Source organism: Alienimonas californiensis (genome assembly GCF_007743815.1).
Lineage (GTDB): Bacteria > Planctomycetota > Planctomycetia > Planctomycetales > Planctomycetaceae > Alienimonas > Alienimonas californiensis.
The window spans coordinates 2,171,540-2,186,156 of the sequence record NZ_CP036265.1 but is presented as its reverse complement, the minus strand read 5'-3'; the positions used below and the strand labels follow the sequence as shown (position 1 = coordinate 2,186,156).

The 14,617-nt window shown below is 71.3% G+C and carries 13 protein-coding genes; 12 read left to right on the top strand and 1 reads right to left on the bottom strand.

What is annotated here, in order from left to right; translation table 11 throughout:
• Positions 1-136: 136 nt before the first annotated feature.
• The 9 genes from CA12_RS08530 (at position 137) to CA12_RS08485 (ending at position 10,750) form a co-directional block, all read left to right on the top strand.
• Positions 137-1,294 (top strand): CPBP family intramembrane glutamic endopeptidase, encoded by a 1,158-nt coding sequence (locus CA12_RS08530; RefSeq protein WP_145358549.1) that lies wholly within the window; start codon positions 137-139, stop codon positions 1,292-1,294.
• Positions 1,295-1,701: 407 nt separating this feature from the next.
• On the top strand, positions 1,702-3,195 hold the full coding sequence (gene rimO / locus CA12_RS08525) for a 30S ribosomal protein S12 methylthiotransferase RimO (RefSeq protein WP_242688164.1): 1,494 nt from the start codon (positions 1,702-1,704) through the stop codon (positions 3,193-3,195).
• Positions 3,185-3,892, top strand: coding sequence for a CDP-alcohol phosphatidyltransferase family protein (locus CA12_RS08520; protein WP_145358548.1), 708 nt, complete (start codon positions 3,185-3,187; stop codon positions 3,890-3,892). Before rimO ends, CA12_RS08520 begins: the two co-directional genes overlap by 11 nt.
• A gap of 44 nt (positions 3,893-3,936) precedes the next feature.
• A complete protein-coding gene (locus CA12_RS08515; protein WP_145358547.1) occupies positions 3,937-4,500 on the top strand; it encodes a hypothetical protein in 564 nt (187 codons plus the stop codon).
• Between the two features lie 178 nt (positions 4,501-4,678).
• Positions 4,679-6,796 carry a POT family MFS transporter gene (locus tag CA12_RS22465; RefSeq protein WP_207622182.1) on the top strand — a complete coding sequence of 706 codons (2,118 nt, stop codon included), beginning with the start codon at positions 4,679-4,681 and terminating at the stop codon, positions 6,794-6,796.
• A 116-nt stretch (positions 6,797-6,912) separates the two neighbouring features.
• A complete protein-coding gene (locus CA12_RS08500) occupies positions 6,913-7,509 on the top strand; it encodes a hypothetical protein (protein ID WP_145358546.1) in 597 nt (198 codons plus the stop codon).
• A gap of 172 nt (positions 7,510-7,681) precedes the next feature.
• Positions 7,682-8,725, top strand: coding sequence for a Gfo/Idh/MocA family oxidoreductase (locus tag CA12_RS08495; protein WP_145358545.1), 1,044 nt, complete (start codon positions 7,682-7,684; stop codon positions 8,723-8,725).
• Between the two features lie 163 nt (positions 8,726-8,888).
• Entirely contained in the window at positions 8,889-9,959 is a 1,071-nt protein-coding gene (locus CA12_RS08490; protein ID WP_145358544.1) for a hypothetical protein, read from the top strand.
• A complete protein-coding gene (locus tag CA12_RS08485; RefSeq protein WP_145358543.1) occupies positions 9,956-10,750 on the top strand; it encodes a phytanoyl-CoA dioxygenase family protein in 795 nt (264 codons plus the stop codon). The genes CA12_RS08490 and CA12_RS08485 overlap by 4 nt, the downstream gene beginning before the upstream one ends.
• Positions 10,751-10,798: 48 nt before the next feature.
• On the opposite strand, the gene lysS is transcribed toward CA12_RS08485, so the two are convergent.
• The gene (lysS, locus tag CA12_RS08480) at positions 10,799-12,268 is read right to left on the bottom strand and encodes a lysine--tRNA ligase (RefSeq protein ID WP_145358542.1); all 1,470 of its coding nucleotides are present in this window, start codon (positions 12,266-12,268) and stop codon (positions 10,799-10,801) included.
• A gap of 159 nt (positions 12,269-12,427) precedes the next feature.
• Here lysS and CA12_RS08475 point away from each other — a divergent pair, with 159 nt between their 5' ends.
• The 3 genes from CA12_RS08475 to CA12_RS08465 are packed head-to-tail and all read left to right on the top strand — an operon-like array spanning position 12,428 to position 14,543.
• On the top strand, positions 12,428-13,453 hold the full coding sequence (locus tag CA12_RS08475; protein WP_145358541.1) for a sugar phosphate isomerase/epimerase family protein: 1,026 nt from the start codon (positions 12,428-12,430) through the stop codon (positions 13,451-13,453).
• A complete protein-coding gene (locus tag CA12_RS08470; RefSeq protein WP_145358540.1) occupies positions 13,453-13,752 on the top strand; it encodes a hypothetical protein in 300 nt (99 codons plus the stop codon). The genes CA12_RS08475 and CA12_RS08470 overlap by 1 nt, the downstream gene beginning before the upstream one ends.
• Positions 13,749-14,543, top strand: a complete 795-nt coding sequence (locus tag CA12_RS08465; protein WP_207622181.1) for a class I SAM-dependent methyltransferase — start codon at positions 13,749-13,751, stop codon at positions 14,541-14,543. Before CA12_RS08470 ends, CA12_RS08465 begins: the two co-directional genes overlap by 4 nt.
• The last annotated feature ends 74 nt before the right edge of the window (positions 14,544-14,617 follow it).

Sequence of the window (14,617 nt, the reverse complement as noted above, 5' to 3'; positions counted from 1 at the left end):
GACGGCGGGCGGAAGGACGAACGGGCGGACGGGGCGCGGGCCGCAGCGTAAGGTACCCAATCCCCGGGGCCGCGGGCGTCGGCGGAACGGCGTTCGCCCCGACGGCTCGAATCTTCGCTCCCAGCCCCCGCAGACCGTGCCGCCGGACCTTCCCCCCGAGCCCGCCCCGCCCCCGGCGGACCGCCCGTTCGCCGACGGCCCGGCCGACCTGACGTTCCCCGCCGAACGCCCCGCGGTTCCCGCCCCGCCTCCCGCCGGCCCGCCGGGGCCGGGGTTGCCGGAGTCGATCGCCTGGTGCGTCGGTTGGTTCGTGACGGTGCAGCTGTTCCTGATGATCCCCGTGGCGTTCGCGGTGCAGGCGCTCGGGTGGGCGCTGCTGGGGCGGGCGCCGACGCTGGGGGAGACGTCGATCGCGGCGCTGCCGATCGTGCAGATCGCGGGCGGGCTGCTCACGCTGGCGGCGTTCCGGTGGCGAATCGGGCCGCTGCGGAAGCTGGGCCTGGGCCTGCCGAGCGGGCCGGCGACGCTGGTGGCGTGCCTGTCGCTGCCGGCGGTGATGTTCGCCTCCACCCAGTGGGCGGCGGTCGCGGGGGCGCTGTGGGCGGCGGCCTGCGAGGCGGCGCCGGCGCTGGAGGCGATGGACGGGGTGTCCAGTCTCACCGCGGTGAACGAACTGCTCCGCAGCGTGCCGCTGCCGGCGCTGATCCTGGCGGCGGCGGTCTGCCCGGCGCTGGCGGAGGAACTGTTCTGCCGCGGCCTGATCGGCCGGGGGCTGGTCGCCCGCTGGGGGGTGTGGCGCGGGGTGGCGCTGACGTCGATCCTATTCTGCCTGCTCCATCTGCACCCGGCCCACGCGGGGGCGTTGCTGCCGATCGCGATCTTCCTGCACGTCGCCTACCTCAGTTCGCGGAGCCTGTGGCTGCCGGTCGGGCTGCACTTCGCCAATAACGCGGCCGGTTTGATGCTGGGGAAGGCGCTGCTGGCCCGCGACGCCCTGCCGGACCCGCACGCCGCCCCGCCGCCGAACCTGGCGCTGTTCCTCGTCGCCACGGGCCTCGCCGGGCTGGCCTGCTGGGCGGTCTGGTCGGTGCGGTTGCGGACGGTGGACCGGCGGGGCGGGGAGATCGCCCCCCGCTGGCCGACGGTCGAGGGGCCGCCGGCGTCCGCCCCGCTGTGGTCGGTCGTGCGGTGGGAGGCGGCGCCGCTGGCGCTGTGGGGGCTGTTCGTGCCGGGGTTCGGGGCGGTGATGGGGCTCTCCTTGCTCGCCCTGCTGATGGGCTGGGTGGAGATGTGAACCGCGGGGGCTGCCGTCGCCTCAGAGGGGGAGGCGTGTGAACCGTGCGCTCACCCTCACCCCCGGCCCCTCTCCGTGAGGGAGAGGGGAGAAGAAGCAGGCGAACCTCTTTCAGGCTTCGCTGATCCGTCCCCCCTCGCCCCCCTTTTGGGGGAGAGGGGTCGGGGGTGAGGGGGCTGTGACGCCCGATCACCGTTCACCGTCCGCCCCGCTCCCCCGCCGGCCCGTCATCGCAATGACCGGAGGCGGATCAACCGTTCGCCCACCCTCACCCCCGGCCCCTCTCCCTGAGGGAGAGGGGGGAAGGACTGCGCGCACCGCTTCTGTGCGTCGGCGGTTCTCGCATCAGGCCGTGGGGGGCTCAAGGCCGTAGCGGGGTCGCCGCACGCGGCCTACACTGCGGCCCCGTGAAAAACAGCCTGCCGATTCTCGCCGACCCCGCCGCGTCCCCCTTCCCGGCGAGCGCACCGCCCGTCGGAGACGGCGCCGCCCGGGGGACCTACGCCTTCGTCTCCCTGGGGTGCCCGAAGAACCTCGTCGATTCGGAGACGATGCTCGGGAAGCTGGCCGCGAGCGGCTACGCCCTCGTGCCGGACCCGGACGGGGCGGACTTCGTTGTCGTGAACACCTGCGGGTTCATCGGACCCAGCCGGGAGGAATCGAAGTCCGTCGTGCGGGAGATGCTGGACCTGAAGGCCGCCGGCCGCACCGGCGGGGTGGTGGTCGCCGGCTGCCTGCCGGGCCGGGTGGGGGCCGAGCAGGTGCGGAAGGACCTGCCGGGGGTCGATCACGTGATGAACGTCTTCGGCCGGGACGAGATCAGCACCGTCGCCGACCGCCTCACCGAGGGCCGCCGCGGCGTCAGCCCGGTCACGGAGCAGCGAGACGTGTTCCGCCCCGCCGCGATCCGGGCGCTGGACGACACGGCCCGGCTGCGGATCACCCCGGACCATTTCGCCTACCTCAAAATCAGCGAGGGCTGCGACCGGACCTGCACGTTCTGTTCGATCCCGATGATGCGGGGTCGGCACGTCACCAAGCCGATCGAGCAGGTCGTCGCCGAGGCCCGCGAACTGGCCGCCGACGGGGTGAAGGAGCTGATCCTCGTCGCCCAGGACACCACCTATTACGGCCTCGATCTGTACGGCGAGGTGCGGCTCGCGGCGCTGCTGCGGGCGTTGGAGGAGGTCGACGGGCTGGAGTGGATCCGGCTGATGTACCTCTACCCGATCCACTTCACCGACGAGCTGATCGACACGATCGCCGGCAGCGGCAAGGTGCTGCCGTACCTCGACATGCCGCTGCAACACGTCTCCGACCGGGTGCTTAAGCGGATGACCCGCCGCACGAACCGGGCGAAGACGGAGGAACTGGTCGGCAAGTTGCGGGACCGCATCCCGAACCTCGTGCTGCGGACGACGATGCTGGTCGGCTTCCCCGGCGAGACCGAGGCGGAGTTCCAGGAACTGGTCGATTTCGTGACCGACTGGCGGTTCGAGCGCCTCGGCGCCTTCCCCTTCAGCCCGGAGCCCGGCACGCCCAGCATGAAGCTCGACGGCCACCTGCCGCCGGAGGTGTGCCAGGAGCGGGCCGACGCCCTGATGGCCGCCCAGCAGACGGCGGCGTTCGCCTTCGCGGATTCGCTGGTGGGGTACGAACTGGACGTGCTGATCGACAGCGACGAGGGGAACGGGGTGTACACGGGCCGGACCTTCGCCGACGCCCCGGAGATCGACGGCTCCGTCCGCCTAACCTTGCCGGGGGGGATCGACGCGGAACTGGAGATCGGGGCGTTCATCCCCGCGGAACTGACGGCCCGGGACGGCTACGACTGGCTCGCCACGGCCGCCCTCCTCGATGACGACGACGAGTACTCCGACGACGGGCCGGATGACGACTGACGCTCCGGTGCCGCCTCCCGTAACGCAGAGGCCTGGCCAGGCCTCTGCGTTCGAAGAGACGCGCCCCGCGCCGATCGGGCGGGAGAGCGTCAATCTGCCCAACACGGTCACGGTCACCCGCCTGCTGCTGGCCTGCGTGCTGTTCGGGATGATCGCCTACGACGGCCTGTGGAAGAGCGCCGCGGCCCTGTTCGTGTTCGCCGCGGCGACGGACTTCCTCGACGGCTGGCTGGCCCGCCGATACGGGCAGGTGACCACGCTGGGCCGCATCCTCGACCCGTTCGTCGACAAGATCGTGGTGGTGGGGGCGCTGCTGTTCCTGCTCGAAAAGCGGGTGCGGATGCCGGGGCCGGGCGAGGGGGAGGAGCTGATCGTCTGGAGCGGCGTGAGTGCCTGGATGGTGCTGGTGATCGTCGGGCGGGAGATGTTCGTCAGCAGCCTGCGGGGCTTTCTGGAGAAGCACGGGATCGATTTCTCCGCCGACTGGACCGGCAAGGTGAAGACGACCGTGCAGTTCGTCGCCGTGACGGCCAGCCTGCTGAGCCTCGCCCCGGAGTTCGGTTCGCTCCCCCCGCAGATCGACGGCCGCAGTTGGTTCCTCTGGACCCGGGACGCCCTGCTGTGGGGGGCGGCGCTGTTCACGGCCTACAGCGGCGTGACCTACATCGCCCGGGGGATGCGGGAACTGAAACGGTAGGTTTCCCCCAGGCCCGCCGGCCGCCGACGCCTCAGGATGGAACGATGGATCTCGACCTCGACGAAACCGAAGCCCGCCTGCGTCCGCAGGTCCTCACCGGGCAGATCATCGCCGGCACGCTGATTTTGGGCGTGCTGCTGTTCGGGGCGTTCGTGGCGATCAGCAACGCCGCCGCAGAGGCCGGGCCGGAGGGGCTCGGCCCCGACGGCGGCGTGGTTCTGGAAGAGGCCGAGGCGGACGTGGAGGGCGGCGAACTGGACGCCGACCTCGACCCCGGCGACCCGCTGATCTCCTACGTCGCGCTGGGCGTCGCGGTGGTCGTGCTGGTCCTCTACAAGCCGCTCGCCTCCGTTGTCGCGAGCGCGGCGCCCGCCGGCGAAGCCGCGGGCGCCTTTCAATCGCGGCTGATCGTGCGGCTGGCGATGTTGGAGGGGGCGGCGTTCCTGAACCTCGTCGCCCTGATGCTGGAAGACTGGTGGCCGCTGTGGTTGGTGGTCGCCGTCCTGCTGATCGCCATGCTGACGGAGGTCCCCACCGCCCAGAAGCTGCGGCGGTTCATGGAGGGCCGCGCCCAACTGGCCCAACTCGAACCCACCGGCCGCGACTGACTGGAACCGGCGGCGGTCTGCGTACCCGGCGTCCGGGACGCTCGCAGTGCCGGCCCGCGAACCATGAACGCCCGAAAACATGGAGGCCCGGAAAGAGGTGCGGCGGGCGGGGGCCGCGGGTAGTCTCCGGCGGCTCGCCGTCCGGTTTTGACCGCTCCGACCCGCAGAAGCCCCCGGCATGGATTCCGACTCCCCCGCCCCGACCGATCTGACGACCGGTCCCGACGGCTCCCGAGGCGAGGCGACGACGGCGGGCCCGCCCCGCGATCCGAAGACCGGCTACCGCCTCGGCCCGGAGAACACCTCGAAGTTCCCCCCGGGCATCGCGTACATCGTCGGCAACGAGTGCGCGGAGCGGTTCAGCTTCTACGGCATGAAGGCGATCCTCGCCGTCTTCATGACGGAGCACCTCATGAAGTGGGGCTCCGACGAAAAAGCCGTCGTCTCCGAGGGCACCGCCACCGAGTGGGTGCACACCTTCGTGCTGGCGGCGTACGCCTTCCCGATCATCGGGGCGATCGTCTCCGACTGGTTCCTCGGCAAGTACAAGACGATTCTGTATCTGTCGGTGCTGTACTGCTTCGGGCACCTCGCCCTGGCGCTGGACGAAAGCCGGGTCGGCCTGTTCACCGGGCTGGCGCTGATCGCCGTGGGCACCGGGGCGATCAAACCCTGCGTATCCGCCCACGTGGGCGATCAGTTCGGCAGCCGAAACAAACACCTGCTCAGCAAGGTGTTCTTCTGGTTCTACTTCAGCATCAACCTGGGGTCGGCGGTCTCGACGATCCTCACGCCGATCCTGCTGACGCAGTACGGCCCGTCCGTCGCCTTCGGGGTGCCCGGCGTGCTGATGGCGGTCGCCACGCTGCTGTTCTGGATGGGCCGCAAAGAGTTTGCCCACGTCCCGCCGGGCGGAAAGGAGTTCCTCAAGGAGTCGTTCAGCGGCGTCGGGTTGAAGGCGCTGTTGAACCTCGTGCCGATCTACGCGCTGGTCGCCGTGTTCTGGGCGCTGTTTGACCAGACGGCCTCCAAGTGGGTCTTCCAGGCGAAGAGCATGGACCTGGAAATCGCGGGCACGGAACTGCTGCCCTCGCAGCTTCAGGCCGCCAACCCAATCATGGTGATGGCCCTAATCCCGCTGATGGCCTACGGGCTGTATCCCGTCCTGCACCGCCTGCTGGGCGGCGATCCGCACGATCTGCGGGAGCCGAAGGAAAAGCCGTTCCTCAAACGCGGCCTGACGCCGCTGAGGAAGATCGGCATCGGCTTCCTGCTCACCGCGGGGGCGTTCGCCGTCTCCGCGTTGATTGAGGAGAACATCACCGGCGGCCGCGTCGTGCCGTACGCGATGCAGGCCGACGACGGCCTCACCACCGCCGGGACCGCAGACAGCGACCTGTACCGCGTCGAAAACGTGCTCGACGGCGAGACCGCCGGCCGGGGTTGGATCAGCGGGGAACTGGAGCGGAGCGCCGACGGCGACTTCGAACCGGAGATCTTCGTCGTCCGCCTGCGGGAACGGCGGGCGTGGGAACTGGAGCGAGTGGAGATCGACGCCACGGTCGACCCGACGGCCTACTACGAAACGAAGGAGGACGACCGCGAGGAGGGCGACCCGCCCGTGGAGGTCCTGCCCGCCGAGGCGTTCGCGGCCCGCGAAGTCGAGTTGCTGACCGGGGAAAGCTCCAAGGGACCCTGGTCCTCCGCCGGCACGATTGTCGTCCCGGAGGGCGCCGCGACCGCCGGGATCGACCTGCCGGCCGGTACGTCGACGGAATACCTGATGCTCCGGGTGACGCAGAACAACGGCGGCCCGGCCGTCGGGCTGGGCGAGGTGCGGGCGCTCGCCGCCGGCAGCAGTCCCGGCGCCGACGTCGGGAACGTCTGGCCGAACGTCGCCGCCACCGGCTACCGCCCGAACCTCGTCTGGCAGTTGCTGGCCTACCTGATCCTCACCGCCGGCGAGGTGATGGTCTCCATCACCTGCCTGGAGTTCAGCTACACGCAGGCGCCCAACCGCATGAAGTCGCTGGTGATGAGCGTCTATCTGCTCAGCGTGGCCAGCGGGAACTTCATCGTCGTGCTGGTGAACCTGTTCATTAACAACCCGGACGGCACCTCGAAACTGCCCGGGGCCGACTACTATTGGTTCTTCACCGGGCTGATGCTGGCGGCGACGCTCGTCTACCTGGTCGTCGCGAAGCTCTACAGCGGCCGCACCTACGTGCAGGACGAACGCGACCTGCAGGAAGACCACAACCGCGGCGGCATCGACGCCACCATCGCCGACGCCTGATCGGCCCCGGCCCGTTGCCGGATCGCGTTCCGCGACCGCCCCCGTTGCCCGTCCAACGCCCGGTCGGCGGGCGGCGTACACTGCTTCTCCCCCTCCTGATTCCTTCGAGCCGCTCGATGCCCCGCTTCGCCCGCTCCCCCTTCGCCGCCGCCCTGCTCGCCCCGTCGTTGGCGATGGGCGCCGTCCTGCTCGTCGTCGGCTGCAATAACGACGCCGGTCAGGAATACGGCACGGACGTCGAAGCCGTCGACGACGAGCATGTCCACGCTGAGGCCGACCACGGCCCCGGCCCGCACGGCGGCACGGTGCTGGAACTGACCACCGACCACAGCCTGCACGGCGAGCTGGTGATCGACTCCGACGACCCGGCGAACGCCAAGGTCTACCTCCTCGCCGCGGATATGAAGACCCCGGTGCAGGCCCGCAGCGTGGAACTGTTTTTCAACGACCCGGCGACCGGCGAGGAGACCAACCTCAAGCTGACGCCCGCCGCCGAGGAGAACGTCGAGAGCGCCGAGTGGATCTTCCTCCGCGAACGCCTGCCGAACAACGGCGAGGGCGAGCTCGAGGGCCGCATCGTCGTCGATGTGGCGGGCGACGAACACCAGACCACGTTCAACACCGGCCATGACGCCCACGACGACCACGGCCATGACCACGACCATGAGCACGGCGACGACCACGCCCACGGCGACGAGCACGCCCACGAGTGAGCCGTCCGGCGTGAGCCGTTCGCCGCGCCGGTCCTGACGTCGCCGCCGGTCCGGTCGCTGATGACCGGGCCGGTGGCGGACGCGAACGGGGGCGGGTAGAACCGTTCGCCGTTCCCGCCGGGGCTCGCCGGCGTTTTCCCGCACCTCCCTTCTCTCTCCCGCGTCGCGGTTTATGCCTGCACCCGCGGCCATCGGCGTGGGCGTCGCGGGGCTCGGCCCGGATTGGCCGGACCGGCAGCGCCCGGCGCTGGAACGCCTGAACGGCCGGGTCCGCATCGTGGCGGTGCACGACGCTGTGCCCGTCCGCACCCGGGCCGCCGCTGAGGATCTCAGCCGCCGCAGCGGCGGGACGACCGCGGCGGGGGGCCTGTGGGCGCTGGCCCGCCGGCCGGACGTGCGGGCCGTGCTGCTGGGCGACCCCGCCTGGTGGGGCTTGGCGGCGCTCGATCTGCTGTTGCGGGCCGACAAGCCGGTGCTGCTGGCCGGGCCGATCGACCCGCGGGACGACCGGCTGGACGCCCTCGCCGCCCGGGCGGCCAGCGCCGGCACGGTCGTCACGCCGGACCTGTCGCTGCGGTTCACCCCCGCCACGCTGCGGCTACGGGAACTGATCGCCACGACGCTGGGCGCGGTGCACGCGATTCGGGTCGTCGCCCCGCTGCCCGCCGCCCACCCGCTGCGGGACGCCTACGGCCAGCCGGTCGCCGCCTGGCGGTTCGCCCAGTGGGCCGACTGGGCCGCCCACCTGCTGCCGGACGGCGTGCGGGAGGTCGTCGCCACGGCCGATCCCGCCGCCGGCGCCAGCTCGGCGCAACTCCGGCTGGACGAGGGGGAAAAAGTGACCGGCGAGGCCCGCGGCGGTCGGGGGGCGGCGCTGACGCTCGCCTCCGCCGACGACCTCGCCGGCGACGCCGCCGAGACCAAGGCGACCGTCCGCTGCGAGCGCGGCGTGGCGACGCTCTCCGGCGCCAGCGGCCTGCGGTACGCCGTGCGGGGCGAACCGGAACGCGTCGAGGACCTCTCCGCGGAACGGCCGGGGTTCGACACCCTGCTCACCCTGTTCCTCCGCCGGGCGATCGGCGGCCTGATCCCCGCCCCGGACCTGCACGATCTCGGCTGGGCGATGGCCCTGACCCGGGCCGCCGGCGCCGCCGCGGCCGGCGGGGAGCCGATCCCGATCTCCCCCCCCGGCGGCGGCCGCCTGCGGCCGCGGTGAGCTTCAATACCAGTCCGACGCACAAGCGTCGGCCGTGCGGTGCGGCATTCCATCAACCCGGCCGATCGCTCGGCTGAGCCGACCGCCGACGCTTGCGCGTCGGGCTGGTATTCGACGGTTCGCCGCCCTGCCGTGATTGGAGCGGGCCGTCTACAATGCCGCCATGCGAGTTCGTCCCAACCGCCGCCCCGCCCCGTATCTGAACGGTGCCGATCAACGCCGGATGCTGGCGATGGTCGGGGCGTTGGCCCTCGTGCTGTTCGCGGCGAACTGGGCGGCGAACCCGTCGAACTGGTACTGGATTGCCCCGCCGCAGGCCGCGGCGGGGGCCGGCGACGCCGGGGGCGAACCGCCGGACTTCTCCATCCGCGAGGACGGGCCGCTGCGGCCGGGGGCGATCCGCGTCGCCGCCCTCGCCCCGCCAACCTCCGAGGGGGACGGTGCCGCAGAGGACGCCGAGAACCTCGACGGCCGGCTGCCCGCCGCCCTGACCGCCGCGGCGGAGGACCGCAAACTGCGATTCACGCGGGCGGAGTTGGTCGCGATCGCGGCGATCCTCGAGCGGTTCGAAACGACCCCGCTGGCCGTCCCGGCGGACGAGGCACCGGCCTCCTTCCCCAACCTGATGCGCGACCCGGACTACTACCGCGGCCGGCCGGCGCGGATCGTCGGGGAGGCCCGCGGCATCTCCGATCTGGGGGAGGGCCGCGGTGTGGAACTGTGGGTCTTCCTGCCGGACGCCGGCGACAACCCGGTCCGCGTGTGGGCGAACCGGGCCGAGGGGCTGCCGCGGGACGCCTTCCTGGAGACCCCCGTGCCGGTGTCGCTGGAGGGGACGCTGTTCAAACTGCAGGGCTACGCGGCCCAGGGGGAGAACGGCGAGGGCCGGCTGCACGTCGCCCCGCTGATCCTCGCCGACGCGGCGAAGCCGGCCCGGATCGCCCCCGCGGTCCCGCAGACGCCGGCGTCGCTGCCGTGGATCGTGCTGGGCGTGATCGCCGCCGTGCTGGCCGGCGGGGCGCTGCTGGTCTGGCGCTGGAAGGCGGCCGACCGGAACTACGAACGCACGACGCTGAGCCGGCTCTCCGCCGCCGCCGACGGGCGGGATCAGCCGCTGCACTTCGCTACGGACGCCGACGACCCCGGGGCGTTCCTCGCGGGGCTGTCCGACGGCTCCGCCCCAACAGACCCGACGGCCGCCGTGACGAGCGAACCGACCGCGGAAGCCCGATGAGCCCGGCGTTCACTGAGGAGGATGTGGCACGCTTCGCCGCCGACGGCTACCTCGTCGTCCCCGGTTTGGCGGACGCCGCCACGGTCGCGGAGGTCCGGGCCCTCACCGCCCGCGATCTGCGGGGCGAGCAGGGCGAACCGATCGGGCCGGTGGAGTACGAGGCGGAGGTCGGCTACCCCGGCGCCCCGGACCCCGCCGACCGCGAGGGCGGCCGCACGGTGCGGCGCCTCAAGAACGCCTTCGCCCGCGGCCCCGTCTTCACCCACCTGCTGACGAGCGAACCCATCCGCACCCGGCTCTCGCAGTTGGTCAACACGGGCCGGGGGAACGCGGAGGTGATCGTGCCGCTGGCCCATCACAACTGCGTGATGACGAAGCAGCCGCGGTTCAGCTCCGACACCGGCTGGCACAAGGACGTGCGGTACTGGAGCTTCCAGCGGCCGGAGCTGGTGAACCTGTGGATCGCCCTGGGCGACGAAACGCCGGAGAACGGCTGCCTGCGGGTGATCCCCGGCACGCACGCCCAGACGTACGAACCATCGCGGTTCGACGATCTGCAGTTCCTGCGGGCGGACGCCCCGGAGAACGCGGACCTGCTGAGCCGGGCGATCGACGTGCCGCTGCGAGCCGGCGACGGGCTGTTCTTCCACGCCCGCCTGTTCCACGCCGCCCGCCGCAACCGCACGACGGAGCCGAAGTGGTCCGCCGTCTTCACCGCCCGCCCCGCCGACAACCCGCCGGTCCCCGGCACCCGCAGCGACTGGTGCGAAGTGCGGTTGCCGGGCAGGTGACGCCCCTTCCTCCCCTCGCCCTCGAGGGAGAGGGGAGATCAAGGGGCCTCACTCCGCGATTGGTTTGACGGTGGGGAAGAAGATCACGTCGCGGATGCCTTTCGCGTCCGTCAGCAGCATGGCGAGGCGGTCGATGCCGATGCCCAGTCCGCCGGCGGGGGGCATGCCGATGCGGAGGGCCTGCAAAAACTCCGTGTCCAGCTTCGCCATCGAGTCCTCCTCGGCCTGCCCGGCGAGTTGGCTGCGGAACAGTTCCTCCTGCAACCGCGGGTCGTTCAGTTCCGTGTAGGCGTTGGCCAGCTCCATGCCGTGCACGAACAGTTCGAACCGCTCCGCCACGGCCGGGTCGTCGGCCTTGCGCTTCGTCAGCGGGCAGAGGCTGGCCGGGTAATCGGTGACGAAGATCGGGCCTTCGAGGCTGTCCTCCACCGTCGCCTCGAACACGTCGCCGACGACCACGTCCGGGTGCCGGCCGGCGGTCTCGATGCCCAGTTCCTTGGCCTTGGCGGCGACGGCGGCCTCGTCGGTCAGGTCGCAGCCGGCGTGTTCGCGGAACAGGTCGGCGTAGGTGCGACGCTCGAAGGGGGGGGTGAAGTCGACCTCTTTGCCGGCGTGCGGGATCGTCAGCGGGGCGTCGGGGCCGTTGAGCACGCGGATCGCGTTGACGATCACCGCTTCGGTCAGGTCCATCATCGACCGGTAGTCGCCGTAGGCCTGGTAGGCCTCCAGCATGGTGAACTCCGGGTTATGGGTCTGATCGATGCCCTCGTTGCGGAAGACGCGGCCCAGTTCGAACACCCGCTCGATCCCGCCGACCATCAACCGCTTGAGGTGCAGTTCCAGCGCGATGCGGAGCGTCAGGTCCACATCCAACGCGTTGTGATGCGTCTGGAAGGGCTTCGCCGCGGCCCCGCCGGCGACGGTGTGCAGCACCGGGGTTTCGACCTCCACGAACCCGCGGTCGGCCAGCGTCTGGCGGACGGATTTGACGATCTCCCCCCGCTTGAGCAGCCGGTCGCGGACGCCCTCGGTGTAGATCAGGTCCAGCGACCGCTGGCGGACCAGCAGTTCGGGGTCCTGCACGCCGTGGTGCTTGTCCGGCGGCGGGGCGAGGGCTTTGCACAGCGGCGTGACGGCCCGAACCTTTACGCTGGGCTCACCGGTGTTGGTCTTCCAGGTGACCCCGTCGATCCCGACCAGATCCGCGTAGTCCAGGGCGGCCATCAGTTCCCACTGTTCCTCGTCGAGGTCGCCGCGGGAGAACAGCAGCTGGATCTGCCCGGTGGCGTCGGCGATCTCGTAGAACCGCAGCTTGCCGGCCTTGCGAATCTGCATCACCCGGCCGGCGACGCGGACCGATTCGCCTTCCACGCCGCTCTCATCGGGCTGTTTGGCGCGGGCCTGGGCGATGGGGAGGTGATCGTCGAACCGCTGCCCGTAGGGATCGCGGCCGAGGGCGACGATCTTGTCGAGCTTCTCGATCCGGGCTTTGGCGAGGCGGTCGGCGGGGGAGGCCATGCGGGGGGGCGTTTAGGGTGAACGAGGCGGCGGGAAGCTACGCCGACCGCCGCCAAAAGGCGACGCCCCCCGCCCCGACCGGCGTTGAAACCCCCGCCCCGCCGCGGACAATCGGGGGTTCCCTCGCTGTTCCCGCCTCTTTGCCGAGCCCCGCCGCCCGTGCCCGACGCCCCGCCCGCCGTGCTGCTGTCCGCCTTCGCCGACGAGGCCACCCGGCCCTCCTCCAAGGCCGTGCCCGAACAGCTCGCCGCCGTCGCCGCCGTCGGGTTGAACTGGTACTCCCCCCGCTGGGTGCAGTTCCCCGGCGCGGAGCCGAAGCACTGCGTGGAGTGCACCGACGCGGAGTTCGCCGATCTGCGAGCCCTGCAGGAGGACTTTGGCGTCGGCGTGACCTCGATCGGCTCCCGCGTCGGCAAGGTCAAGCTGAAGGACGAGGCGGACCGCTCCCACAACAAGTTCGTGCCCTGGAAGGAGTACCTCGACGGCGAGGTCGCCGCGACGGTCCGGGCAGCCCACGAACTGGGCACGAAGTTGATCCGCGGGTTCTCCTTCTATCACCCCGCCGGCACCGCCCCGGAGCCGCACATCCCGCAGGCGGTCGACCAACTCGGCGAACTGGCGGACCTGTGCGCGAAGGAAGACCTGATCTACGGGCTGGAGATCGAGCCGAACCTCGTCGGCGAGACCGGCCCGCTGCTGGCGACGATCGCCGAGCAGGTCAACCGGCCGAACCTCGTCCTGATCTGGGACGGCGGGAACATCGCCGCCCAGAACAAGGACGCCGCGGTTTGCTACGCCGAGTACGAAGCGATGCGGCCGTACCTCGGCTGGATTCACATCAAGGACTATAAGATCGACCCGTCGCTGACCTGGGACGGCTACGTCGACGAGGAACGCCTGAAGAACTTCGTCCCGGCCGACGTGGGCGACGGCGGGCACGCGGCGGTCTTTAAAGACCTGGCGAGCCACCTGCCGGAACTGAGCCACCGGGTCGAAACGCTGGGCGTGCCGGGCTTCTTCCTGGAACTGGAACCGCACCTGCGGGGCGGCGGGCAGTTCGGGGGCTTCAGCGGGCCGGACGGGCTGGGGATCGCCTGCCGGGCGCTGTGCGGGATGCTGGCGGACGCCGGCATCGGGACCGATCGCCGCGACTTCGCCGCCCTCCGCGCCGACCGGGGCTTCTGATGCCCCGCCCGCCCGACAAAGCGACCGACGATCGCCCGCGGCCGTTCGACTTCGCGGCGGTCGCCGATCTGCTCGTCTGCCCCGTCGCCCGCACGCCGCTGGTCTGCCCGGACCCCGGTTCGCTGGTCTCCTGCGACCCCGAAACCCGGCTGCGGTACGCGGTGGAGGACGGCATCCCCGTCCTGCTGCCCGACAGCGGCCGGACGCTGAACCGCGACGAATGGGAGCGCGTGATGCGCGCCCAGGGCCGCGATCCAAGCACCGGCCAGCCCCTCCCCCCCGAATCGGCGTCCCCATGATTCTGCCCCTCGCGCTCCTCGCCTGCGGCTTCGCGGTGCCCCAGGAGGAAGCGCCCGCGAAACCGCAGGCGGCCGTCGAGACGCCCCTCTACGAGGACCGCCCCGGCGCCGACCCGAACGGCATCGACCGCTACTACATGGGCCGGCAGATCGCCCAGGTGATGGGGCATCAGGGGGCGAACTGGCTGGAGCGCCGCACCCGGCAGCAGGAAGAGGACCTCGCCACGCTGATCAAGCTGCTGAAGCTCGAGCCGGGGATGGTGGTGGCGGACATCGGCGCCGGCAGCGGCGTGATCGCCCAGCGGATGGCGCCCAAGGTCGCCGGTCCCCCGAAAGGCCGCGGCGACGCCCCCGGCGGGGTGGTGAAGGCCGTGGACATCCAGCCGGAGATGATCGCCCGCCTGCGGGGCCGGATGAAGCAGCGGGGGATCGACAACGTCGAGCCGGTCCTCTCCGACCCGACCGACCCCAAGCTGGAAGAGGGCAGCGTGGATCTCGCGGTAATGGTGGACGTCTATCACGAGTTCGACGATCCGCACGCCATGACCGCCGCCCTGGTGAAGGCCCTCAAGCCCGGCGGGCGGTTGGTGTGGGTCGAGTACCGCCAAGAGGACCCCCGGGTCCCCATCAAGGAGATCCACAAGATGAGCGAGGCCCAGGTCAAAAAAGAGGCCGGCCGCCCGGAGTTCGGTCTGGAATTCGTCGACACCGCCGACGAACTGCCCCGCCAGCACGTGATCACCTTCCGCAAACCGCTCGCCGCGGCGAACGCCGAACCCGCCGCGGAGTGAACTTGGCGCCGTCCCCCCCCTCGCCCCCTTTTTGGGGGAGAGGGGTCGGGGGTGAGGGGGCAGAGACTCACGAA